Source organism: Listeria immobilis, from assembly GCF_014322765.1.
Lineage (GTDB): Bacteria > Bacillota > Bacilli > Lactobacillales > Listeriaceae > Listeria > Listeria immobilis.
Genome location: NZ_JAASTZ010000008.1, coordinates 107,741 through 131,446, shown reverse-complemented (window position 1 = coordinate 131,446; position 23,706 = coordinate 107,741). Strand labels below are relative to the sequence as shown.

Annotated in this window: 23 protein-coding genes; 5 read left to right on the top strand and 18 right to left on the bottom strand. The window is 35.7% G+C overall.

The window, feature by feature from the left end:
- Positions 1–146: 146 nt before the first annotated feature.
- The 5 genes from HCJ50_RS08055 to HCJ50_RS08035 all read right to left on the bottom strand — a co-directional run bounded on the left by HCJ50_RS08055 (position 147) and on the right by HCJ50_RS08035 (position 5,613).
- Positions 147–2,405 (bottom strand): penicillin-binding protein, encoded by a 2,259-nt coding sequence (locus HCJ50_RS08055; RefSeq protein WP_185346234.1) that lies wholly within the window; start codon positions 2,403–2,405, stop codon positions 147–149.
- The gene (gene ftsL / locus HCJ50_RS08050) at positions 2,402–2,764 is read right to left on the bottom strand and encodes a cell division protein FtsL (protein WP_185346232.1); all 363 of its coding nucleotides are present in this window, start codon (positions 2,762–2,764) and stop codon (positions 2,402–2,404) included. Before ftsL ends, HCJ50_RS08055 begins: the two co-directional genes overlap by 4 nt.
- 16 nt (positions 2,765–2,780) lie before the next feature.
- The gene (gene rsmH, locus HCJ50_RS08045) at positions 2,781–3,719 is read right to left on the bottom strand and encodes a 16S rRNA (cytosine(1402)-N(4))-methyltransferase RsmH (RefSeq protein ID WP_185346230.1); all 939 of its coding nucleotides are present in this window, start codon (positions 3,717–3,719) and stop codon (positions 2,781–2,783) included.
- A 12-nt stretch (positions 3,720–3,731) separates the two neighbouring features.
- Positions 3,732–4,163, bottom strand: a complete 432-nt coding sequence (gene mraZ, locus HCJ50_RS08040) for a division/cell wall cluster transcriptional repressor MraZ (protein ID WP_014093376.1) — start codon at positions 4,161–4,163, stop codon at positions 3,732–3,734.
- Between the two features lie 202 nt (positions 4,164–4,365).
- Entirely contained in the window at positions 4,366–5,613 is a 1,248-nt protein-coding gene (locus HCJ50_RS08035) for an MDR family MFS transporter (RefSeq protein WP_185346228.1), read from the bottom strand.
- Between the two features lie 115 nt (positions 5,614–5,728).
- Here HCJ50_RS08035 and HCJ50_RS08030 point away from each other — a divergent pair, with 115 nt between their 5' ends.
- The gene (locus HCJ50_RS08030) at positions 5,729–7,501 is read left to right on the top strand and encodes an SgrR family transcriptional regulator (RefSeq protein ID WP_185346226.1); all 1,773 of its coding nucleotides are present in this window, start codon (positions 5,729–5,731) and stop codon (positions 7,499–7,501) included.
- Here the strand turns inward: HCJ50_RS08030 and HCJ50_RS08025 are convergent.
- The 4 genes from HCJ50_RS08025 to HCJ50_RS08010 all read right to left on the bottom strand — a co-directional run bounded on the left by HCJ50_RS08025 (position 7,473) and on the right by HCJ50_RS08010 (position 9,705).
- Positions 7,473–7,859, bottom strand: coding sequence for a DUF3397 domain-containing protein (locus HCJ50_RS08025; protein WP_185346224.1), 387 nt, complete (start codon positions 7,857–7,859; stop codon positions 7,473–7,475). The two genes, HCJ50_RS08030 and HCJ50_RS08025, sit on opposite strands and share 29 nt — an antisense overlap.
- Positions 7,852–8,757 (bottom strand): 2-dehydropantoate 2-reductase, encoded by a 906-nt coding sequence (locus tag HCJ50_RS08020; protein WP_185346222.1) that lies wholly within the window; start codon positions 8,755–8,757, stop codon positions 7,852–7,854. Before HCJ50_RS08020 ends, HCJ50_RS08025 begins: the two co-directional genes overlap by 8 nt.
- A 147-nt stretch (positions 8,758–8,904) precedes the next feature.
- Positions 8,905–9,078, bottom strand: a complete 174-nt coding sequence (rpmF, locus tag HCJ50_RS08015; protein ID WP_003726143.1) for a 50S ribosomal protein L32 — start codon at positions 9,076–9,078, stop codon at positions 8,905–8,907.
- 90 nt (positions 9,079–9,168) lie between these two features.
- The gene (locus HCJ50_RS08010; RefSeq protein ID WP_185346220.1) at positions 9,169–9,705 is read right to left on the bottom strand and encodes a YceD family protein; all 537 of its coding nucleotides are present in this window, start codon (positions 9,703–9,705) and stop codon (positions 9,169–9,171) included.
- 130 nt (positions 9,706–9,835) lie between these two features.
- Here HCJ50_RS08010 and HCJ50_RS08005 point away from each other — a divergent pair, with 130 nt between their 5' ends.
- The gene (locus HCJ50_RS08005; protein ID WP_185346218.1) at positions 9,836–11,008 is read left to right on the top strand and encodes a nucleotidyltransferase; all 1,173 of its coding nucleotides are present in this window, start codon (positions 9,836–9,838) and stop codon (positions 11,006–11,008) included.
- A gap of 83 nt (positions 11,009–11,091) precedes the next feature.
- Entirely contained in the window at positions 11,092–13,332 is a 2,241-nt protein-coding gene (locus tag HCJ50_RS08000; RefSeq protein ID WP_185346216.1) for an ATP-binding cassette domain-containing protein, read from the top strand.
- A gap of 78 nt (positions 13,333–13,410) precedes the next feature.
- On the opposite strand, the gene HCJ50_RS07995 is transcribed toward HCJ50_RS08000, so the two are convergent.
- The 7 genes from HCJ50_RS07995 to cyoE all read right to left on the bottom strand — a co-directional run bounded on the left by HCJ50_RS07995 (position 13,411) and on the right by cyoE (position 18,526).
- The gene (locus HCJ50_RS07995) at positions 13,411–14,451 is read right to left on the bottom strand and encodes a SepM family pheromone-processing serine protease (RefSeq protein ID WP_187127548.1); all 1,041 of its coding nucleotides are present in this window, start codon (positions 14,449–14,451) and stop codon (positions 13,411–13,413) included.
- Between the two features lie 16 nt (positions 14,452–14,467).
- The gene (gene coaD, locus HCJ50_RS07990; RefSeq protein ID WP_185346213.1) at positions 14,468–14,953 is read right to left on the bottom strand and encodes a pantetheine-phosphate adenylyltransferase; all 486 of its coding nucleotides are present in this window, start codon (positions 14,951–14,953) and stop codon (positions 14,468–14,470) included.
- A gap of 2 nt (positions 14,954–14,955) precedes the next feature.
- On the bottom strand, positions 14,956–15,513 hold the full coding sequence (gene rsmD / locus HCJ50_RS07985; RefSeq protein WP_185346211.1) for a 16S rRNA (guanine(966)-N(2))-methyltransferase RsmD: 558 nt from the start codon (positions 15,511–15,513) through the stop codon (positions 14,956–14,958).
- A 96-nt stretch (positions 15,514–15,609) separates the two neighbouring features.
- Entirely contained in the window at positions 15,610–15,891 is a 282-nt protein-coding gene (locus HCJ50_RS07980) for a YlbG family protein (protein ID WP_185346209.1), read from the bottom strand.
- Positions 15,892–15,921: 30 nt separating this feature from the next.
- A complete protein-coding gene (locus HCJ50_RS07975; protein WP_185346207.1) occupies positions 15,922–16,371 on the bottom strand; it encodes a YlbF family regulator in 450 nt (149 codons plus the stop codon).
- Positions 16,372–16,418: 47 nt separating this feature from the next.
- Complete coding sequence (locus HCJ50_RS07970) at positions 16,419–17,474, bottom strand: CAP domain-containing protein (protein ID WP_185346205.1); 1,056 nt, start codon at positions 17,472–17,474, stop codon at positions 16,419–16,421.
- A 146-nt stretch (positions 17,475–17,620) separates the two neighbouring features.
- Positions 17,621–18,526 (bottom strand): heme o synthase, encoded by a 906-nt coding sequence (gene cyoE, locus HCJ50_RS07965; RefSeq protein ID WP_185346203.1) that lies wholly within the window; start codon positions 18,524–18,526, stop codon positions 17,621–17,623.
- Positions 18,527–18,761: 235 nt separating this feature from the next.
- On the opposite strand from cyoE, the gene HCJ50_RS07960 reads away from it, so the two are divergent.
- The gene (locus HCJ50_RS07960) at positions 18,762–19,679 is read left to right on the top strand and encodes a COX15/CtaA family protein (protein WP_185346202.1); all 918 of its coding nucleotides are present in this window, start codon (positions 18,762–18,764) and stop codon (positions 19,677–19,679) included.
- A 112-nt stretch (positions 19,680–19,791) separates the two neighbouring features.
- Complete coding sequence (locus tag HCJ50_RS07955; protein WP_185346200.1) at positions 19,792–20,532, top strand: potassium channel family protein; 741 nt, start codon at positions 19,792–19,794, stop codon at positions 20,530–20,532.
- Between the two features lie 315 nt (positions 20,533–20,847).
- Here HCJ50_RS07955 and HCJ50_RS07950 read toward each other — a convergent pair whose 3' ends face one another.
- Positions 20,848–21,450 (bottom strand): Crp/Fnr family transcriptional regulator, encoded by a 603-nt coding sequence (locus HCJ50_RS07950; RefSeq protein WP_311769222.1) that lies wholly within the window; start codon positions 21,448–21,450, stop codon positions 20,848–20,850.
- Between the two features lie 190 nt (positions 21,451–21,640).
- Positions 21,641–23,545, bottom strand: coding sequence for an alkyl/aryl-sulfatase (locus HCJ50_RS07945; protein ID WP_185346196.1), 1,905 nt, complete (start codon positions 23,543–23,545; stop codon positions 21,641–21,643).
- Between the last annotated feature and the right edge of the window lie 161 nt (positions 23,546–23,706).

Genomic DNA, 23,706 nt, shown 5'->3' with positions numbered 1-23,706 from the left:
TTTCTGTTATTTTTGCTAAAATCAAAAAGAATCCTTTTCTATCTTAGCAAAAACAACAAATGATATCTACCACGACTAAAGACACATATTGTAGTTAAAGCTAGAAGTATGCCAGTTTTTTGAGCCGACATACTTCTATCTTCCTACTATTGATTAAGCAAATCTCCAATGCCGGCATTTTCTTGGATGTCAGTTGCTTTTTTATTCTTTTCAGCTTGATCTTGATCATGATTTTGATTAAATTGACTAATTTGTTCAGGTGAAGCGAGTGTGATTTTCATTTTTGTTTCACTATTAATGATGCTACCTGCTGATACACTTTGACTTTTCACATAGCCAGAACCACTAAATTCAAAAGGCACTCCTGTGATTTCCGACACTTTTAAAACGTCATCTTTGGACCAAGTTACCATATCAGGTGCTGTCATATCACCATCAGTCATTAATATCACTTTTTGTCCTTGCATTAAATCGCTATTAGCTTGTGGTAATTGTTGGACAATCTTTTTACCATTTCCGACAATCACTGGTTCTAAACCTTTATCAGTCACAGCTTTTTTAGCATCATCTACAGTTCTTTCTGCTAAAACTGGGACTTTTTCAGATGCTAATTTTTCGATGTCAGCAGGTTTGATATTCATATATTGCAAACTATTTTTCATTACTGGATTAAAAACTTCCGATACTGCTTCTCCGCCTGTTTCACTTCCAGATAATTGTGGTTGTTGCATCGTTACATAAATAACCAACTCTGGATCATCTGCTGGTGCCATACCTAAAAATGAGAAAATATAATTATCTGCTCCAGTCATGTATTTTCCAGTTTTCGGATTAGGAATTTGTGATGTTCCTGTTTTACCAGCGACATCATAACCGGGAATTGCATACAGTTTACCTGTACCATGCTCTCCGCTAATAACATTTTTTAGCTCATCTCGAGTTTTTTTGGCGGTTTCGGCACTAATCGGTTTTCCAGTTGTTTTTGTTTTCGTTTCGGTTTCTGTTCCAGTATTTGGATCGGTTACTTTTGAAACAACATAAGGCTGTTTCATTGTCCCATCACTAGCAATGGCTGATGCAGCTTGGATCATTTGCATCATGGAAACAGTCGTCCCTTGTCCAAAAACAGTAGTTACTTTTTCAATTGGATAATTATAAAGGATTTTCCCACTTGTTTCATTCGGTAAATCAATCCCAGTTTTCTTTCCAAAACCAAATTTATCTAAATAGGTATGGAATGTATCTGTACCCATTTTGTTTAAAAGTTTAGCGAATGCGACATTACTAGAACGTTCTACACCTTCGCGATAAGGGATGGAACCCCACCCAACACCATTATTATGGTCATGAATAGCGATATCTCCTACTTTATAAGAACCAGATTGATAATATTCGTTTGGATTATAAACATTTGTATCAATCGCAGAAGCTAGTGAAATAATTTTCATTACTGATCCTGGCTCATAGGCATATTCAACAGGTAAATCTTGCCATATGCTTGAACTGTTTCCGGTAATAGTAGAACGATCAGCTGGATTAAAGGATGGACGTTGACTAATTGCAAGGATTTCTCCTGTTTTTGGATCAGCCACTACCGCCATCATATTTTTCGGATTATATTTTGCATCCACGGTTGTCATTGTATCTTCTAAAAAGGTTTGAATTTTTTTATCAAGTGTTAAAGTAATATCTTTGCCATCTTGAGCTTTCGTTACTTTATTTTTAGAATTAGGTAAAATATATCCCATGCGATCCGTACTATAGTCAATTTTCCCATTAGTACCTGTTAACGCATTATTAAAACGAGATTCGATACCCATTTTCCCTTCTAAAACTGTGGTGTTTTTCTTTTCTTCTTGTTGCGCGAAACCAATTAATTGCGTTGCGAAAGTACCATTAGGATAAAAACGTTCTGATTGACGTGTAAACTCAATACCAGGTAGATTTTCTTTGTCGATTTTTGCTTTTGTTTCTGTAGAAATATTTTTTCCTGCAGCACCAAATTCGACTTGATATTTTCCGTTTTCATTGAGTTTATCTAAAATATCAGATTCATCCATTGGAATATATTTTGCTAAAATACGAGCTGTTTTTTCTTCGTCAACTACTCGCATCGGGTTTTTCGTTGCTTTAGAAAGTTTATCGCTAACTACCGCAGCAATCGTGTAAGAAGCCGTATCCTCAGCTAGCACTTCTCCCTTTCGATCTAAAATGGAGCCGCGTTTCGCTTCAAGAACACTGCTTTTTAAATGTTGCTTGGATGCTTTAGCTGCAAGCGGGACCCCATTTGCCTCTCCCGTAATTTGCAAATAAAGAAAACGGCCAGAAACTAAAAGAAAGAGAATAGTGAAAAAGACAAAAAGCACTAGCGCTCCCCTTCTCATGTTACCTATACGCCGTTTCATTGACCATCTACCACTTTCACGTTATCACCATCAAGTTTTAACCCTTTTTCTTTGGCGATTTTTAAAATACGTTCATATCTTCCTAAATCTTTTACTTCTACTTTTAAATCTTCATTTGATTTTTGTTGTTCGACAATTTTCTCTTCTTTTGTTTGAATTTCTTGGTTTACTGTGTAAATTTGTGCTTGTACACTAATAATTTGGAAAGCAACAACTAAAACAATCGCAAGCGCTATCGTGATGATTACTTTTTCGCCAAGTGTCATTTGACCTCGTCTTAGTATTTGTTTTTTAGGTTGTTCTGCTTCTCTATGTACCTTATTTGGTTCTAGATTAGATTTATAGGCGACATTGCTCACATTTTTTCAACTCCTGCTATTTAATAATTTTTTCAATAACACGTAGTTTGGCTGAACGTGCTCGATTGTTTTGTTCCAGTTCTTCTTCACTTGGTAAAATTGGTTTTCTTGTCGCAAGCTTAAAGTCTGGTTTATATTCATCTGGAATGACTGGAAGACCTGGTGGTAAATCTGGTCCTTTTGTCGCTTCTTGGAATAAGTGTTTTGTTATGCGGTCTTCTAATGAATGGAACGTAATTACGCTAATTCTGCCGCCTGGTTTTAATAAAGTTAATGCTTTTTCAAGTGAATCTTCTACCGCGCCTAATTCATCATTAACTGCAATACGGATTGCTTGAAAAGTTCGTTTTCCCGGATGTCCACCTTTTCTTCTTGCAGGTGCCGGAATAGCTGTTTTAATGATATCAACTAGTTCGCCAGTTGTTTCAATTGGTTTTACTTCACGGCGACGTTCGATTTCACGAGCAATTTGTTTGGAAAATTTTTCTTCTCCATATTGAAAGAAAATTCGAATTAACTCTTGGTAGGACCATTCGTTTACAACTATTTTTGCTGTAAGTTCTTGCTCCCTATCCATTCGCATATCAAGTGCAGCATCCTGATGATAACTAAATCCACGTTCTCTTTCGTCTAGCTGCGGGGAAGAGACACCTAAATCATATAAAATCCCATCCACTTCACTAATCCCACGTTCGTTTAGTGCTTCTTTCATATAACGAAAATTCGATTTTACAAAGGTGACCTTATCGCTATACGCTGCTAACTTTATTTTTGCATTATCAATTGCTGTTTGATCTTGGTCAAAAGCAAATAAGTGCCCTTTTTCATTAAGCTTATTTAGTAAATACTCTGAGTGACCTGCGCCGCCAAGTGTTGCATCGACATAAATCCCATCTGGTTTTACTTCAAGCATATCTACGGTTTCATGTAATAAAACTGTTTCATGTTTAAACATATGATTTCCTCCTTAAATATCAAAGCCAATCATATTTTCAGCTAAATCAGCAAATGATTCTTCTGCCTCATTGAAGACATCTTCCCATTCTGATTTACTCCAAATTTCAATACGACTAGAAACTCCGATAATCACGGTTTCTTTTTCCAAATCCGCATACTGTAGTAAGTTGGATGGAATATTAATCCGACCTTGTTTGTCTAGTTCACATTCAGACGCACCGGAAAAGAAGAAACGTGTAAAGGAACGAGCATCTTTTTTGGTAAGTGGTAAGGTTTGGAGTTTTTCTTCTAGCTTTTTCCATTCCTCTTGTGGATAAGCAAATAGACACTTATCAAGTCCTCGGGTTATAACAAAATTATCCCCCAAAAGCTCACGGAATTTAGCTGGCACAATTAATCTGCCCTTTATATCGATGTTATGTTGATATTCTCCCATGAACATTAGACTTCACCCACTTTCCTCCATACCACTTTACCACATCTCCCCACTTTGCACCACCCAAAACTTAAAAAAGGGCAAAAAAAAATCATTCCATCGAAACAATAGAATGATCAAACCTTTATTTAAAGCCATTTATACTAGTATTTAAGAATAAAAATGATTGTGGGGCTTGGTGGAGGCATTCCCCACTTTTTGCAAAAAATCATTTCGCAAGCACTTTTTCATATCCTGATTTTAATGCTATCGCAGAGAAACCGATAGCAACAACACCTAGTAAAATTGTAAAAATTCCCATCCCATACTTACCGATGAAAGGTGCAAAAACAAGACTTACGGAGCCTATCATTTTACCGATTTGAAAAATAATACCATTAAAAGCCATATAAGCTCCTCGTTTATTATCATCTACAATCAAGGCAAGAATCGTTTGTCGTGTTGGCACATAGAGCAACTCACCAATCGACAATACGGCTGTAGCAAGTAATAAAACTAGCAAACTATTAGCAAAAGCGCACACTGCAAATCCAATTGCAAATAACCCAAAACCAACATACATAATCGGTTGTTGCGCTCGTTTTGTTACCCATCTTGCAATTGGCACTGTGAAAAGAACGATAAACAGCGTATTTACCGCCGTCAAAACACTCACAATTTGGACGCCATTAAGAGGAATCGCTCCAAGTGGTCCTAAATTCACAAGTAAATTATGAACGTCTTCTGCTAAACGCACCGAAATATAGTTACTCCTTTGAAATTCAATCGACATAATCGCAATTCCACCAACTGTATATAGAAGAAAGCGATAATCATGTAAAACTTGCCCATAACTTTTAAACATTTCTAATAATCCATAAGACCCTTTTTTTAGCGTTTTCTTTTGTTTTAAGGTTTCAGAAATTAGGCTGAATGTTAGCCAAGCAGTCACAAACGACATAATAAACAACGCTACGAGAAGTGGAAAGAGATGTCCCACAAAAAACCATCCTCCAACCATTATCCCAATTAACATGGACAAATTATTCGCCCAGTAACTTATGGAATACATAAATGCTCGGTTTTCTGGTGTACTTACATCAATCAGCATTGCTTCTCCCGCTGGATTAATCAGCCCTTGTGCTACACCAATAATAAGCAACATTACAAAAGTTAGCCACGGCGAATGGTATAGAGTAGAATTACAAAGAACCATTCCAAGAAAAGCAAAAACTTTAAGCACTTCTCCTGTGAGCATCAACTTCCGCCGTCCAATAATATCTGCTAAATGCCCACCATAGATACCCGCAACAAACTGAACAAAGACATTTATCATCAAAAGAATCCCTGCAACTCCACTATTTATTTCCATTGAAAAATAAATTGCCATAAACGGGAAAATCATCGAACCAATTACTTTGCTTAAAAATTGAATTAATATCCGAGCACGAATATTTGGGTGCAATTCTCTAAACATGCCATCTCCTCCATTTGCTTTTTTTCTGACTACTCTGTTAGTATAAAAGGGATCATTACATATAAAAAGGGTATTTAAATTAATTTTATGTCCCCTTTTAGAATGGAGGATTTTAGTGGATAAAGATTATTTTAGTATGCGCGCGTATCTTTATGGTCTAACTCCTGAATTGCAAGTTCGCTTTAAACTAAGCGATTTAGCTAGTATTTGGTTTTGCACACCCAAAAATGCCAAAAGAAAATTACAACAATATCAAAAAAGAAATAAACTTCTCTATTCTCCCGGACTGGGTCGCGGCAACCTTTCCACCATTACATTTTCAAAACCATTGGAAGACGAGGTTTTAACTGCTTTAAAGAATAGTCTTGACGAAGAACTATTTAGCAATATTTTGTTTTTATCTGGGCTTGCCATTCCTAAAAGTTGGTTTGCAAGCACGTCTAGTGAAATTCAACAATTATTTGGACTGCAGGTAACTGAAAACCAACAAGAAGTATTGCGTTCCATTATTCGCCGCAAGTTGACTACTCTCGACCCACTACATACATCCGTATCACTAGAAGCTTTTTTACTCACCCAAATTGGTGATCCATTAGTAAAATATGATAAAAAGGAAGAAAAAGTAATTCCGCATATTGCCCATCACTGGAAAGCATCTGCTAATCACCGAGAATGGACCTTCTATCTTCGCAAAAGTGTTCTTTTCCATCATGGTCGAATGCTTGATAGCGAAGATGTTAAATTTACTTTGCTTCGTGCAAAAGACCCGAAAGCCGTGTCATCTTGGCAAATGGAAAATATTCAAATGATTGATTGCGTTAATAAATTTACCGTTACAATTCATTTAAAAAAAGCAGATCCATTTTTCATTCGTTATTTATGTACATCTAATATGGCGATTTTGCCACATGATGAACCATTTGACGAATATAAATGGATTTCCACCGGGCCCTTTCGAATGGTGCAAAGAAGTGATGATCACTTAATATTAGAAGCCTTTGATGGTTATTTTTTAGAGCGTCCACTTCTTGACCGTGTCGAATTTTGGACGGCTGAAAATGACCAAGCTCTTCAAGTTATTCCAATTCAATTCACTTCTGTAGATTATGAAGAAAACCCTGCTTATGTAGAACATCGTAAAACTGGTGTTGGTGTTAATTTTATCTGTTTTAATAGTTACAAAAATGGTGCTCCACAACACAAAGCTTTTCGTGAAGCAATGTACCATTTGATTGACTGCCAAATAGCGAGTAATGAGTTATTTAAAAATTATGGCACTATTGCTTCTAACTATTATCCTGAAAAATCAATTATACCTGAAAAACATCCTGAAAAAATCGCCACTTTATTAAAAAAAGCCAATTATCAAGGAGAAAAAGTAATCTTAGGAACAACGCAGCATCCCTCTGCTATACAAGAAGCACGATGGATTTGCAAAAGAGCTGCTGAATTTGGAATTCAATTAGCAATAAAAATCATTTCTCATGAAGATGCTTCTTATTCAACTCTTCCTGAAGATGCAACAGATATGATGATGATGGGTGAAATTCCTTCTTCTGATAACGAAGTAGCCTACCTAGATTTCTTAAACAACCCCAATTTATTACCACAACATCTTTTAAGCTCGGAAATTCTCCAAGAAATTTCTAAACATATAGAAAAAATGAAATTAGAAAAAGACGCCACTAAAAGAGACGTCTTACGCACAGAAATAGATGATTGGTTGACTAGCAATTATCATTTAATTTATTTACATCACCCAGAAAGAAGTCAATCACTCCATTCCATGATAAAAGGAGTTTCCGAAAATCCTTATGGCTATTTTGATTTAAGTAAAGTATGGATGGAAACAAAACCAGTTACAACATTAAAATCAAACTATAAATAATCCCGTAAAGGTACAAACCCACATAAAGTAAGGCGAAGATGAAAAAACAAAGTCTCCAGTAACCACGGATGATTTTGCGAAATTGAATCTCGCCTTCTTTTTTTGCAGCAAGAAGAACAATAACAATGCCGAGTATAAATAAAAATAGCAAAATAATAAGTAAAAAAGAGTATCCAAACAATACAATCATAAAGTAATGAACTGCAATAATAAGAAATAGAGTTGATACATCTGCCGCTAACATAAGTCTGCGTTGTCTTTTCCGAATCCAAAGACTTGAAATAAACATTGTTAAAATAAATATTAATACTGGTAAGATAATAATTATCGCTACTGAATTAGTTAGCCAATCAAACATTTTTTTCTCCTTCCGAGCCTTTAATAATATAGTATAACGTTTGAAGTGTAGGGAGCTGTTCCCCTTCTTGCGCTCCTTTTTCTAAAATTGGCAGCACTATCCCATCAATCTCGGTTTTCCGCCCATGTTTTTGGTCAAGCGCCATCGAAGAATAATTATTCGCAGTTACCTGACAAATCTGCTCCACTTTTTCAAGACCACTTTTGATGGGAATAATTCTTTCTATCTCGCCTACTAATGTACGTAACAAAATATGCCACTCTGGATTTGCTAAGAGCGCGCCATTTTGTACACCTAATACAGCAGTCAAGGGATTAATAACTGCATTTATAAACAATTTCTCCTGCATAATTTCTAAGTAACTTGGATGTTTTTCTACAGGAAAATCCGAAATAGAATCTAGCCATGTTTCTATAGAGTTATCTAGCGTTCCTTGATAAACGCTATATTTAGTCCGTCCATGTCCGCGCCAAACAACCGTTGTGTCATTTTCACGACCAGCACCGTGTTCACTTATCCCTAGTAAGATTGTTCGCTTTTCACCAAGTAAAGATAAAATTTCTAAGTGTGCTGCGCCATTTTGAATGAATAGTATCGGTATATCAGTAGCTATCTTTTGTAATAATGGGACAATTTTATCTAAAGAATATTGTTTAACTGCAACCATAATTAGCTGTTGTTTATTTAATTCTGCTAGATTATCGACCGCCACTGCATTAATATGTATGGTGTTCCGTTTTTCATTATCTATTAGTAAAATACCATTCTCTTTTAAGGTGTTTCGCTGTATTTCTCTTCGTGTAAAAAGTGTGAGGTTCGACTTTTTTGCAAAATTAGCTGCATATAAAAGCCCCATTGCTCCTGCACCAATAATACCAATATTTAGTTGGTTTTCCATTTCTTTCAGCTCCATATAGGTTAATGCTTTTATTTTAGCAGAACTACTGACAGTTTGCACTTTTAGACAAACAAAAACCTCGAAAGACCCATGGCGTCTTTCGAGGTTCGTTTTCAACAAGTGAAACGTCACTTGTTTTTAACATGATTAGCTGTTTGCTACATCTTTACCATCATATTGTCCACATTCAGGACATACGTGGTGGGAAAGTCTGTATTCGCCGCAATTCGAGCATTCGTTCATGCCCGGAAGTTGAAGTTTAACGTGTGTACGACGCTTACGCTTTTTGGCTTTTGATGTTCTTCTAAAAGGTACTGCCATTTCCTTACACCTCCTTGACGATAACTAAGTACTTGTATCGTTAATCTAAGAAAAATAAATTTCTTAATATATTCCAGCTTCACGGGGATTTTAGTCTTCATTTTTCTCATCGAAAAAATTGGCTAATCCCGCAAGACGAGGATCCACTTTTGGTTCTTTTGCTTTTTGGTCGAGTAGATTATCTTCTTCTGTTTTCATTTCCCATTCATTTCCACGTGGAAGCTTATTCATAACTAGCGCCTCATCACTGAAAACTTGCATTGGAATTTCTACTAGTAAAAGTTCTTCTACTACCGGTGTTAAATCAACCATATCTTGTTCCATCACATGCCAAGATTCATCTAAAACTTGTTCTTTAGATTTCACAAAGGTTTCCGTCGCATGCACTTCGTAAGGATAAATAACATCCTCTAATGTACGGGCACATGGAAGCGTCCACTCACCTTTCATTGTAAGGTTAGCAGTAACTTCTTCTGGGTGTACAATTAGTTCCCCAGTTACTTCTACGGGGCTTGCATCACGAACGTCTATATTGTTCTCTTGAAAGAACTTTTTTAAGTCAGCTTTTTCGTTAATCGTGAAGTTGCTGTCACGATATTTTTTTAATTGGCTGATAGACCATTTCATCCTACATCACTCCAAGCGCAACACAAAATATTATAGCTTTTTTAAAGGCTTTTGTCAATGGTTTTTCAAGTCATCCAAACACTAGCAATAATTTATGCTAAAATAGGAATATCTAAAGGAGGGAACAGGTATGAAAGCAACCGGAATCGTTGTAGAATATAATCCATTTCATAATGGACATAGACTTCATTTAAATAAGGCACGTGAATTAACAAAACCCGATGTAGTTATCGCTGTTATGAGTGGTTCTTTTGTTCAACGTGGCGAACCTGCTATCCTTCCAAAATGGGAACGAACCAAGATGGCACTCGCTGCTGGTGTTGATATAGTCGTTGAACTACCCGTTTCATTCGCAACTCAACATGCAACGATTTTCGCCGAGGAATCCGTTCGAATTTTAGATGCACTTCACGTAAATACTTTGTTTTTCGGTAGCGAACACGGAATGACTAGTGATTTTTCAAAAGTTGCACACATGGTAACTAATCAAAAAACCACTTTCAATCTAATGATAAAACAAGCTTTGGAAAATAAGAAAGTTTCTTATGCTACTGCTTATACGCTTGCCCTCCAGACATTGCTTGGAAAAGCTATAATAGATGTGACCAAACCAAATAATATTCTAGGTTTTCATTATGCACTCGCTATAGAAAAACAAAATCCAGCTATCCAACTAAAATCCATACCGCGAGAACATGCTAATTATCATGATGAGTTTGCTTCTCACAACCAAATTGCCAGTGCTACAGCCATTCGAAAATTAATACTAGCTGGGGATCTTCATCAAGCTGCTAACTATTTACCTGCCACCTCCATGGAAATTTTACAAGCTTATTCAGGCCCTTTTTTATCATGGGAGAACTACTGGTCATTCTTAAGATTTCGACTTTTACAAGCAACTTCCGAAGAACTAAGCCATATTCGCAGCGTTAGTGAGGGTATTCAAAATCGGATGCAACGAGCAGCTATTACTGCAACAGATTTTAGCGCCTTTATTGAGCAAGCAAAAACAAAACGTTATAGTAATGCAAGAATTCAGCGCACTGCTTTACAAATTTTATTGAATGCCACTGATAAACCAAGTAGCCCTTATATCCGCATTCTTGGCATGAATAAAGTCGGGCAAAAATACTTAGCTTTACACAAAAAAAATATAGCACTTCCTGTTGTTACTACTGCTTCAAAAGCACCTTCAGAATTATTAACAGAAGATTTAAAAGCGACCACCATTTATACACTTGTCAATGGTCTAGAATCGTATCAAAAAGGCGATTTCCAAATTCCGCCAATGATAACTTTGTAAATTTTTATAAGGTCTTTAGTTGACTTCTTCATTGCAACTTTGCTATGATAGCTTTTCGACTCAAAAAAACAGGAGGTCTGTGTATGGTACAAGAATATATTCGATTAAAAGGAGCACGTGAAAACAATCTCCAAAATATTTCCCTTGATATTCCCAAACGAAAAATCACTATTTTTACTGGTGTGTCTGGGTCTGGGAAATCTTCTATTGTATTTGAAACTATTGCCACGGAATCGCAAAGACAGCTAAATGAAACATATAGTGCTTATTTGCGTAATTTTCTACCAAAGTATAAGCAGCCTGATGCAGATTCCATTGAAAACCTCTCTACTTCTGTTATTATCGACCAAAAGCGACTAGGTGGTAATTCTCGCTCAACACTCGGAACAATCACTGATATTAATTCTATTTTACGCTTACTATTTTCTCGAGTTGGTAAACCGAGTATTGGAACAGCAAATTTATTTTCATTTAATGATCCAGCTGGTATGTGTCCCGATTGTCATGGTGTTGGTCAAAAAGTAACAGTAGATTTAGTCAAATTACTCGATCCAAATAAATCACTCAAAGAAGGTGCCATCCTTTTCCCAACCTTCTCTGTAGACTCATGGTACTGGAATTCTTATGCTTATTCCGGCTTTTTTGATGTGAATAAAAAAATAAAAGACTATACAGAAGAAGAATATGATCTTCTTTTATATGGAAAAGATATAAAAGTATTTTTAGAAACACCAATGGGAAGTATGAATGCAACCTATGAAGGATTAATTCCAAAATTCAATCGCCTTTACATTCAAAAAGAAGGAGATATGTCGGCATCAACGAAAAAACGTGTCGATAAATTTACCCATATTGCTCATTGTACTACCTGCTCAGGAACACGACTTTCTGAACAAGCTCTTTCTTGTAAAATAAATGGCGCTAACATTGCAGACTATACCGCAATGCAATTAGATGAATTAAAACAAACTGTCGAGGCAATTACTGACCCAATAGCTGTTCCCATGGTGCAAAGTATAACGGAACGTCTAACACATTTAATGGATATTGGCTTAGGTTATATGACACTTGATCGGCAAACCGCCTCCCTTTCTGGTGGAGAGTCGCAACGAGTTAAAATGATTCGTCACTTAAATAGTAGCTTGACTGATTTGCTTTACATTTTTGATGAACCAAGCATTGGACTGCATCCTCGTGATGTACATCGATTAAATGAATTATTAGTTAAATTGCGTGATAAAGGGAATACCATTCTTGTTGTAGAGCATGACCCAGATGTGATTAAAATTGCAGATCATATTGTTGATGTTGGTCCACATGCTGGTAAACATGGTGGAGAAATTCAGTTTGTTGGTAGCTATCCTGATTTACTTAAGTCAGATACGCTTACTGGTCAATTCTTAAATCGTCATCTACCTATAAATGATAAACCACGAACACCAAACGGATTCTTGACAACCGCCAAAAGTAGCCAATTTAATTTAAAAAATATCCAAGCAAACATTCCAAAAGAAGTTCTCACTGTTATTACTGGAGTAGCTGGTTCTGGAAAAAGCACATTGATTAATTCTGTTTTTCTAGCAGAACATCCTGATGCCATTGTGATTGACCAATCTGCCGCCCATGCAAATATTCGTTCTAACCCAGCGACCTATACTGGAATTATGGATTCTATCAGAAAAGCATTTGGTAAAGCTAATGATGTTAGTCCTTCCTTATTTAGTTATAATTCCAAAGGTGCTTGTGAAAACTGTAAGGGACTTGGTTTTACTACAATGGATTTAGCTTTTATGGATTCCATTCGTACTCCTTGTGATGTCTGTCATGGTAAAAGGTTCCAAGCGTCCGTCCTAGCCTATAAATTAGATGGTAAATCTATTAGTGATGTGTTAGAGCTAACTGTCTCAGAAGCACTTGATTTCTTTACTGATAAAAAAATCTTAAAGAAGATTACTGCAATGGAGGAAGTTGGTATTGGCTATGTAACATTAGGTCAAGCACTTAGTACGCTTTCTGGTGGTGAATGTCAACGGCTTAAATTAGCTAATGAACTCCATAAAAAAGGCTCGATCTATATTATGGATGAACCAACAACTGGTCTTCATATGTCTGACATCGAACATATTTTAACTATTATTAACACACTCGTTAATAAAGGAAATACTGTTGTTGTCATTGAGCATAACATTGATATTATTCGTAATGCGGATTGGATTATCGACCTTGGTCCAGAAGGTGGAAGTGCTGGCGGTCAAATCATTTTTGAAGGAGTTCCAATGGATTTACTTTCAAACAAAGTATCTTTAACCGCAAAATATTTATAAGACTTGTTCTTCCCTTTTGTATATGATTAAAAAAGCCATAACCCGAAACAAAATAATGTTTCGGGTTATGGCTTTTAATTATGGTAATTTATTTAGATAATCCAGCGCATCTTGGAATGTTTTCACTGGAACAATTTTCATTTTAGAGTCAATATCTTTAGCTGTTTTTACTGCTGTGTCATAATTGCTTTCGATTGTTGCATCGTTTTCTTTCATTTCTTTCGTAATCGTATCATTAGGTGCAAAGAAAATTTTCGCGCCGCTTTTATCTGCTGCCACCACTTTTTGGTCAATTCCACCAATTCTTCCAACCGTGCCATCAGTATCAATTGTCCCAGTACCAGCAATTTTTTTGCCATCAGTTAAATCATCTTTTTGGAAGCGACTGTAGATTTCTAAGCTAAACATTAAGCCCGCGGAAGGTCCACCAATTTTCTCGGAATCGATTTTCACTTCTGGAACAGCCGTAATTTTTTCATCATCAACAAGTGTAATACCAATACCCGGTGTTCCTTTTTTGTCAATTGCGGTAAGTTTAATGCTTGCTTCTTCTTTTTTATCACCATGTTTGTATTTTATTTTAACTGTATCACCGACTTTTTTGCTATGAATATAATCAATGAATTCTTGACTTGATTGGAAGCTATGACCATCAATTTCGGTAATTAAATCACCAGCATGTAACACTTTTGCTGCTGGGACATCTTCCATCACACTTAAAACATACACCCCATCATAGGTTACTTTGACTTCTTGACCGGCTGCTTTATAAGCTACTTGGATGGCGTTGTTTTTTGATTCATTCATCAGTTGCATTTGACGAACGTTATATTCCTCATCGGTTTCATCTTCATATTTAATTTCGCTATCTTTTTCGAGTTCACGATATGGAAGAAATTTAGCTGCCATATATGTATAAATGTTCGCTTTTCCCATCGCTATTGTCACTAGACTTAATGAGCCCTCTTTATTATTAGGATGATTCTCAACTGTAACGAGTGGCGCAAGTTCCTCAGTTCCACCAGGTTTTGAAATAAAATACGGAACTGGAATAAAAAAGCCAGCTATTATAATTACTAACAGCACTATCGCCGTTATTTTTTTCCACTCTTTACGCATTTTCCTTGTCCATCTCCTATTTATTATATTTTGCTTGAATGGCTTTATTCACAACTTCTGGAACAAGCTCGCTAATATTCCCTTGATACTGCGCAACTTCCTTCACCATGCTAGAACTTAAAAAAGAATATTTGGTATTTGTCATTATAAAGAAAGTTTCGATTGTTGCATTTAGCGTTCTATTCATCGAAGCAATTTGCATTTCATATTCAAAGTCACTAACAGCTCTAAGCCCTCTAACTATTGCTGTAGCATTGCGTTTAGCTGCATATTCAACCGTTAAGCCACTAGCGCTTTCAACTTGTAAATTCGGTAAATGAGCAGTTACTTTTCTAATCATTTCCATTCGTTCTTCTACCGTAAACAGCGGTTTTTTGGAGGAATTATTTAAAACCGAAACATACAATACGTCAAAAATTTTCGCCGCACGTTCAATGATGTCCAAGTGACCATTGGTAATCGGATCAAATGTTCCTGGAATAACTGCAATTTTTTCTCCCATATCTACGCCTCCTGAAATTCAAATATTGATAAAACAGTAATTCCATATGAAGCAGATCTGATTTTTGTAAAACTACCTACTGATTCTGGCATAACTGCTTCTTTATCATGTTCACAAATAATTCTACCGTTTTGGCTAACTAATGCCAACTTTTCCAGCATTGCTAGAAATTTTTCTAATTGTTGTTTTTTATATGGCGGATCTAAAAAAACTAAATCAAATTTCCATTCCTTTTTATGTAACAGTTTTAGTGCCCGTTCAGCTTCATTTCGATAAACTTCTGCTCTATCTGTAAAATGGCAACTTTCTAAATTAAGATGGATTGTTTTAATGGCAGCTTGAGCTTGATCAATAAAAACAGCCCGTTCTGCCCCTCTGCTTAGCGCTTCAATGCCAAGTCCCCCACTACCTGCAAATAAATCAAGCACTATATCCCCATCAAAAAAAGGACCAATAATGGAAAATAACGACTCTTTTACTTTATCTGTGGTTGGTCTAGTATTATTTCCAGGAACAGCTTTTAAAGCATGGCCTTTTCGTTCTCCTGCAATGACTCTCATCTTTTTCGCACAACCTTTACTTCAATGTCTTTTTACTTTATCATAAATAGATGCAAAAAAACAGCAAGACTAGTTAAAATAGTCCCGCTGTATTTTTTAAATACTGATTTGTACGTCTTCGTTTTTATGTTCATACATTCGCTCTTTTTTGGATTCGTACTCTGTTTTTAAGAACGGACGAAACGACATTTCCACACGTTTCACATAATGAAAACGCGAAATTTTGTTGGAAATATCTTCTATTTCCGCCATATCACAATATAAAACGGCATATTTCAATTTGCGCGATACATAATGAACATTCCCGAATCGTTTCAAAGATCTCACTTGCTTTAAATGATTCATCCAAACGACAATTGCCTGTCTGTCATTTTCCATTGTTTAAGCCCCTTCTTTTTAGAATAACCATTATGCTGAACAACCGCAACCTCCACCGGTACTACAACTTCCACTCGAACAAGCTGATTTTGTTTCAAAAAACGGGTTACCAGTTGGCACCTTGATATTATCTGAAACAGCACTTGCGAGAAGCAAACTAATTTCGTCTAAAAGAGACTGCAAATCCATCTCTGCTCGGCGAAAAGCTGCCACGTTTTGATCCATATCGACTTCGCGTTTGTAAGCACGCGTTTTTCTAGTTACTTCTTTATAGTCAGGATGGTACCGGCCGAACCGTTGTACTTCCTCATATTGTTCTTTTATTCGTATAAATTGACGAATACTTTTTTGGCTTGTTGCATCATCCAGTAAGGCTTGTTTGCATTGTTGGTAATTTTGCACTTCCTCGGAGTCTAGAATCATGCCAGCAAGCTCATCTGATAAATCAAGTAGTGCCATATTTTCCATTGTAGCGAGCATCTAGCCACCTCCATATCACTTACTTGTTTTATTATACCATATAACCATTATTTAATAATAAAATTTTGCGTATAGTATTTTTGGTATGTTCCGGCACCCATGTAGGTATAAGAACCATCTAGTAAATTTTCACGATGACCTTTAGAATTCAGCCAGCCTTCTACAGCAGCTGCACTATCAATATAATTAAATGCGATATTTTCTCCCGCTTTAGTGTATTTGACATCTCCAGCACTAAGTCGATTACTTAAATCCCCATGTGTTGGCGAATTATGGTCAAAGTAATCATTTTTCTTCATATCTACACTATGTCCATAAGCTACTTTGGCGACAGCATCATCCCAAGCAACTTCCTCTACTCCATAACGGTCGCGAATAACATTGGTAATCTCTAATACTTGTTTGCTTGAAGCTTTATCAACTGCATCCCATTCTGCTTGAGAAAGTTTTTCTTCATAGATTTCCCCTTGGTAAGATAGTTCATACGGACGGGTTTTAATTAATGAAAGTTTGTTTAAATACCGCACACTTACTAATTTTGCTTTAAATTTATCAAAATTCAGTTGCGCATAAACACCACTGCCAATATTTACTATTGGTCTAACGTTTAAGTCTTCTTCCGAAAGTTCAAATTTATAGTAGCTATCTTTATAATTGAAGGATATTTCAGATTGTAAATTAGCATCTGTAAATACTTTTTCAGTGGACATTCCGATTGTATACGGCATAACATTTAAATCTTGTCCTAGAGCATAAATTGTTTGTACGACATTATTTGTAACTCCCACTTGCATATAGCTTGTACCTGGTTGACTATAAATATAACTATCATAACCATACGCTGATTTATCAACACGTACGGGCTCCCCAAATTTTTTTGTTACATCATTGACGCTTTTATTAATAAATCGTGCCAAACTAGAGCTATCTTCCATTTGTTCGGGATTTTCATTTGTTGTTTTTTTATCATCGGGAAAATTTGACTTGGTAGCTGTATCTTCTGCGGTGTTTTTTTCCACTGATTTACTAAAAAATAAATCTGTGTTATATCCAATGAATAGGCAAATGATTAATAGCACAGCTACTCTCATAATAAACTTCACACTTTGCCCTCCTCGGCATTATTTTGCAATCCCTTGGTGTAACTTCCATTTTACCAATTCTCTTATCATTTGAAAAGTTTTAAAATCAAAAAAACAATTACAAATTAGTGCTATAAAAACCACACCGCTTCGTAATTGCTTTTATTTTATAAGAAAATCGAAATAACGACCATCGCAACAAATAATATTGTCATATAGTTTAATGAATACACAAACATCCATTTAGCCCATTTGATGCTGTCTTCCATTTTAAAACCATAAATGCTAAGTGCTAGCCAGCCAATATTTAGCAAGGTTGCTAGGATAACATATACAATACCTAAATCGAACATGAAAAATGGCAAGATTGTTAATAAAATAACCCAGAAGAACATGCTTTTTTTCGTGCGTTCAATGCCTTTGACAACTGGAAGCATTGGGATTCCAGCAGCGGCGTATTCTTCTTTCCGCTTAATTGCTATTGCATAGAAATGTGGCGGTTGCCAGCAGAACATCACAAGAAATAACATAATTGGTACAATACTAAAACTTGGCTCTACAGCAAACCAACCAATAAGCGGCGGAACAGCTCCCGAGAAACTGCCAATTATTGTATTACTAACTAATTTTCTTTTTGCATAGAGTGAATAAACGACTACATATAAAAAGACACCAATAACCCCGAGAACGCCTGCCTGCCAAGTTGTCATAAACAGCATAATCGTCCCAATGAGCCCTAGCACAATTGCGACCATTAATGCACGTTTCCCTGAAATCTTTCCAGTCATTGTTGGTCTGTTTTTAGTTCGTTCCATAATTCCATCAATATCTCGGTCAATGACATTATTAAAAGCGCCCGAAGCAGCTACAATAAGTGCTGAACCGACGATTGTAAAAAATATTACATCGACATTTTGGATAAAAGAAATACCATTTAACTGAAAAGCTAACCACATTCCTGTAAAAGCAGTAATCGTATTAGAATTCACGATACCAATTTTCACAAGCTCGGTAAAATCGCGAACAGTAAACCTAGTTACTGCAAGCTCCCCAGTTTTTTCTATCTGATTCACATTTTCTCCCCCTTACACTTGCTGATATTAACCAGTGATTGCGAACTGATAGATATCTTATACCCTTATTATGTGAAAAATACGCCCCTTTTGTCAATAAATCGGCTCTAGATTTGTAAGCTTTACTTCTTGAAATAAACACGCTACAATTAATCTGATGTGTACTCATGAACTTATACATAAAAACATATATTAGAAAAATCTCACACGCATCTAAAGGAGAGATAGGTAGATAATGAAAAAATTCTTGAAAATTTGGTCTGTTTTAACCATTATTTGTATGACCGTTGTCGTATTTGGTGGCGCACTTGTAACAAAAACTGGTTCTGCAGATGGCTGTGGCAATAGTTGGCCATTGTGTAATGGACAATTAGTTCGACTAACTGATGTAACACCTGAAAAACTGATTGAATTTATGCACCGAATGACAACTGGTATTAGTTCTATTTTTGTTATCGTACTGGCAATTTGTGCCTGGATTTATATGAAGGATCGTCGAGAAACTAAACCACTTGCGATTATTGCGGTGCTGTTTTTGGTTATCCAAGCGTTAATGGGTATGGCGGCTGTTGTTTGGGGACAAAATCCGTATATCATGGCTTTACATTTTGGTATTTCAATTATTTGTTACGCTTCTATTGTATTACTTGCGTTAATGATTTTTGAAGTCGACCGAAAATTCGATGCTAGAAACCTCGTAATGGAAACCAAATTGCGAATAAACATATACGCACTAACCATTTATACTTATTTAGCTGTTTATACTGGCGCGCTTGTCCGTCATGAGAAAGCAAGCCTAGCTGTCCCTATGTGGCCGTTTGAAAACGGAAAATTTATTATGCCTGATTCTGTACAAGATTATGTCCAGTATTTTCACCGATTAGCAGCTTTTATCTTAATTGTTTGGCTACTCTATGTTACTTGGCTCGTATTCCGCGACTATAGAAGATACCGAGTTTTGACATTTAGTATGGTGTTATCACTGATATTTATTGCGCTTCAAGCAGTAACGGGGGCTTTATCCGTATATACTGGGGTAAATCTTTATATCGCTCTTGCGCATAGTTTAATTATAACCATGCTATTCGCCTTGTTATGCTATTTATGTTTATTAGCATCTAGAAGTAAAAGCAATCGCCTACGAATAAAATAATAACTTAAAGCTAGCGACTCCTATTGGGTTGCTAGCTTTTTTAAATTACATACAGTTTTTTTATTATTTTATGCTAAAATGAATAAGAGTATATATTAACGAGGTGAATAAATTGGACAAAACAAGGAGAAGAATAATTTATGAGTCGTTTATGCTTGTGCTCATAATCCTATCGCTTGCTCTTTTACCGTATCAAAATTATTTTACATTTCTTTTAAATTGGATTATTTGGAGTATATTTACGTTAGATTATTTAGTCAGGTTGTACCGAGCTGATAGAAAATGGCACTATGTTAAAACACACCCTTTCCAACTAATTGCGATTATTCCATTTTACAGTGGGTTCCGGGCGGCTCGTATTGCAAGTTTTGTTCATATTTTAAGTATTACTGCTATGGGAAAACGCTACATTATTCCCATTTATAACTTTTTCCGTTCGAATGGATTAAATCGTTTCTTAATGATTTTTATTTTGTTAGTTATTCTTATCCCTGTTCCAATGGTATTTATTGAACCAGATATACATAGTTATTCCGATGCACTTTGGTGGGCAATTGTGACAGCTACCACTGTCGGATATGGTGATATTATTCCAGTAACGCCAATTGGTCGAATTTTAGCTGCGATTATGATGCTATTTGGCATTGCATTTATCGGGATGATTACTAGTACAATTACTAATTTCTTTCGCGCTAAAAAAACCCCTACTACGAGTACACAACGAACTAGTAAAATTACACAACTAATTGCCGAAACACCTGACCTTACAAAAGAAGAAATAGCCATAATTGAACAATTTTTAGCATTAAGAAAAAATGAAACAGTAACAACCAAAAAAAGTGATAACCCATGAGGGTCATCACTTTTTTTGGTTAAAATAAATTTTGGCTAACCTTGCTAAAGTGAATACCAATTCTACTTCACTTTCGGTTGGTCGCGAGGAGGATTTATTAAGGAAATTCGGAATAATAGACGTTATCCCGGCAGCTATAAACTACTATTATCTTGGGCTTTAAATAATTCAAAGAAAGATTCACTACAATTTTATCATTGATTTGTTTACTTTTCGACTCTTTGTTACCTTCTAAAATAGCATTTACTTAGAAAGTCTACTTTTTAGGTCTTAGAGATAAGACCTAAAAAGCATTTTAGTTAGAATAAATTCTGTTCATTTTTTCTTTATAAAAAGTAACCCGTCCTTTTCTTCTACTACATTCTCATTTATTAGTAAAGACCATTTTTCAAACAGTTCCGTACAGAATACGCCAGCATATTTGGCTATTTTCATTTTATTCATGTAAATTGGTACTTGTTGAGACTCACTGTCCGTTTCTTCGTTTGATCTTTCACAAATATATTGTAGCGATTGTATAATTCGCTTTTCAATTGGCAATTCTTTTTTTATTAATTCATGGTACAGCTTTTTGTTATTGTATAATGTTTCTTCTAAAAGCCATTTTAAAAAAAGCGGTTTTTTCGTTGCAAAATCAAAAAAATATTCTCTATTAACATAAATTAGTAAAACTTCCGTATCACATACTAATCCCAACTCCTTATCTATGTTAATCATGGCAATTTGTCTATTTACAACATCACCATTGAAGAAAAAATGAATAATACGGAAATTTTTATTTTCTAGATGAAGCACTCCTCTCGCCACAATAAAAAATTCTTTTCTAAACGTCTCATTCTGAATCACTTCATTTCTAGCAAACCGCTCCTTCCTCACCCAAGATTCATCTAATTTATTTCTGTCTAACTCAGCAATCATTTCCCTAACCTCGTCCGCTAACAAATTGCTTCATTCCTTTCTACTGTTGTATCCCTTCCACACAATTTCAGCTATTAAGCTCCTCACCCCTTTCATAAAAAAATTATAAAAAAAGTACCTCCTCTCAAATTTAGTTTACATAAATTTGAGAGAAGGCGCTTATAACTATTGCTTAACTATTAATTTTGCTTTATGGTGTTACAATATTAAATACTGGATCAAATTCATCTAATAAGGTAACAAATTCATCAAATTTTTCTGAACTTCCCGTTATTTTAATGCTTTGATCAGCAAATGATTCTTCAAAAGTTTTCACGCCACTAAAAATGTGGTTAAAAACGTCTCGTGTTGTTACTAATGTAACATCAGCATTATCATCTTCTGTTTCATCTCGGTATGTTAGTACAGAATTATTTAATAATACATGGTACTTTTCATCCACATCAGTTAATTTCCAGTTCATAGAAATTCGTTTATCAATAGCTTTTTCACCGTTTAAACGAATACCTAAGTAATCTAGAATTAATTCAAATGGCATAGCCTCTACAACATCAAGAGTTACAGTAGATATAACTTCTGTTGGTAATGAATTCCGAAGCTCATTTGCAGCAGCTAAGTACACATTCCGCCATGAAGCCGATTCAGATTGATAACCTAATTGTTCTAAAGCATCTGCTAATAACTCTTTAGCTTCCTCGCTTTTATCATCAGCAAACACTGCATGTTTTACTACTTCTGCTACCCAACGATATTCTCCTGCTTCATAACATACACGAGCCTTTTTCAAGACTTCATCAATGCCACCCATAAATTCCACATACTTTTCGGCAACTTCTTCAGGAGGTAGCGGATAAAGATTTGCTGGATTTCCATCATACCAGCCAAGATAGAATTGATAGATTGCCTTTACATCATGGTTTAATGTTCCATAATATCCTCTAACATACCATTTTTCTTCTAAAGATGGTGGGAATTTAACTGCTTCCGCTACTTCAGTTAAAGTTAAACCTTTATTTATAAAATGTAATGTTTGGTCATGCATATATTTATACGCATCACGTTGGTGAGTAAGCATATCATTAATTTCTGCATTGCCCCATGTTGGCCAGTGATGTTGTCCTATACATATTTCATATTCGTCACCAAAAGCACGAATCGCTTTATCAACGTCTTTCCACCAAGCATAGGCATCACGAATTTGTGCACCACGAAGCGTTAAAATATTATGCAAATTGTGTACAGCATCTTCTGCAATGTTGATTAATTTAAATTGCGGAAAATACATCAAGTGTTCAGATGGAGCTTCTGTATTTGGCGCCATCAGAAATTCTATTTCAATACCATCAACAACCCGCTTTTCATGATCAAAAGTAATAGTGTCATTTGGCGCAATGAGTGACATATGACCTGTAGATAGTGTTTTTCCGAGTCCTGCATCAACTTGACCTAATTCGCTACGTGATAAACGGCTTCCATACATATATTCTGCACGGCGAGCCATGGCATTACCGGCAAAAATATTTTCACTTACTGCATGTTCCATAAATCCTTCTGGTCCAATTAACGCTACTTTTCCAGAAGCAACATCTTCTTTACTAACGAGTCCTGCCACACCACCATAATGGTCTCCATGTGAATGTGTATAAATAATTGCTTTGATAGGTTTTTTCGGACGATGCTCATAATAAAGTTCTAAAGCAGCACGAGCTGTTTCAACAGAAGTCAATGTATCCGTGATAATTAGACCCGTATCGCCTTCCATAATTGTTGTATTAGCCATGTCAAAGCCACGAACTTGATAAACTCGCTCGGTTACTTTAAATAAACCATTCGTCATATTAAGCTGTGAAATACGCCATAAACTCGGATTAACTGAATCTGGTGCATCCCCGTCATCGATAAATTGATAGTCATCAAGACTCCACACTTGTTCTCCATTTTCAGCATTTACTTTCACTTCGTCCCAGGTACCAATAAAGCCTTTTTTTGCATCTTCAAAATCTTTCGTGTTTTCAAAAGGTAATGCGTCTTTTACGGAGTTATTAGCCTGCTTAGTAAAACTTGTTGCTGATTTTGGTAATATCTTTTTTGACATGTTCATTTCCCCTCTCAAAATAATTGATGTAACTCTAACTGTATACCTCCCTCATTCTTTTTAAAACCTGATTAATTTACTTGTTTCAAAATAGATAAACATCAAATCACTTGCTCTATTTACAAATATTTTTTTTATTTCCTTAATATGACTAAGTTTTC

Excerpts from the sequence above, each read along its gene's own strand:
- HCJ50_RS07975 (WP_185346207.1), bottom strand. The coding sequence starts at position 16,371 with ATGCTCGCTACAATGGAAAATATGGCACTACTTGATTTATCAGATGAG.
- HCJ50_RS08010 (WP_185346220.1), bottom strand. The coding sequence starts at position 9,705 with ATGAAATGGTCTATCAGCCAATTAAAAAAATATCGTGACAGCAACTTC.
- HCJ50_RS08020 (WP_185346222.1), bottom strand. The coding sequence starts at position 8,757 with ATGGAAAACCAACTAAATATTGGTATTATTGGTGCAGGAGCAATGGGG.
- HCJ50_RS07995 (WP_187127548.1), bottom strand. The coding sequence starts at position 14,451 with ATGCGTAAAGAGTGGAAAAAAATAACGGCGATAGTGCTGTTAGTAATT.
- HCJ50_RS08055 (WP_185346234.1), bottom strand. The coding sequence starts at position 2,405 with ATGAAACGGCGTATAGGTAACATGAGAAGGGGAGCGCTAGTGCTTTTT.
- HCJ50_RS08005 (WP_185346218.1), top strand. The coding sequence starts at position 9,836 with ATGAAAGCAACCGGAATCGTTGTAGAATATAATCCATTTCATAATGGA.
- rsmD (WP_185346211.1), bottom strand. The coding sequence starts at position 15,513 with ATGAGAGTCATTGCAGGAGAACGAAAAGGCCATGCTTTAAAAGCTGTT.
- coaD (WP_185346213.1), bottom strand. The coding sequence starts at position 14,953 with ATGGGAGAAAAAATTGCAGTTATTCCAGGAACATTTGATCCGATTACC.
- mraZ (WP_014093376.1), bottom strand. The coding sequence starts at position 4,163 with ATGTTCATGGGAGAATATCAACATAACATCGATATAAAGGGCAGATTA.
- HCJ50_RS07980 (WP_185346209.1), bottom strand. The coding sequence starts at position 15,891 with ATGGAAAATGACAGACAGGCAATTGTCGTTTGGATGAATCATTTAAAG.
- HCJ50_RS07945 (WP_185346196.1), bottom strand. The coding sequence starts at position 23,545 with ATGTCAAAAAAGATATTACCAAAATCAGCAACAAGTTTTACTAAGCAG.
- HCJ50_RS07950 (WP_311769222.1), bottom strand. The coding sequence starts at position 21,450 with ATGATTGCTGAGTTAGACAGAAATAAATTAGATGAATCTTGGGTGAGG.
- HCJ50_RS07960 (WP_185346202.1), top strand. The coding sequence starts at position 18,762 with ATGAAAAAATTCTTGAAAATTTGGTCTGTTTTAACCATTATTTGTATG.
- rpmF (WP_003726143.1), bottom strand. The coding sequence starts at position 9,078 with ATGGCAGTACCTTTTAGAAGAACATCAAAAGCCAAAAAGCGTAAGCGT.
- HCJ50_RS08035 (WP_185346228.1), bottom strand. The coding sequence starts at position 5,613 with ATGTTTAGAGAATTGCACCCAAATATTCGTGCTCGGATATTAATTCAA.
- HCJ50_RS08025 (WP_185346224.1), bottom strand. The coding sequence starts at position 7,859 with ATGTTTGATTGGCTAACTAATTCAGTAGCGATAATTATTATCTTACCA.
- HCJ50_RS08000 (WP_185346216.1), top strand. The coding sequence starts at position 11,092 with ATGGTACAAGAATATATTCGATTAAAAGGAGCACGTGAAAACAATCTC.
- rsmH (WP_185346230.1), bottom strand. The coding sequence starts at position 3,719 with ATGTTTAAACATGAAACAGTTTTATTACATGAAACCGTAGATATGCTT.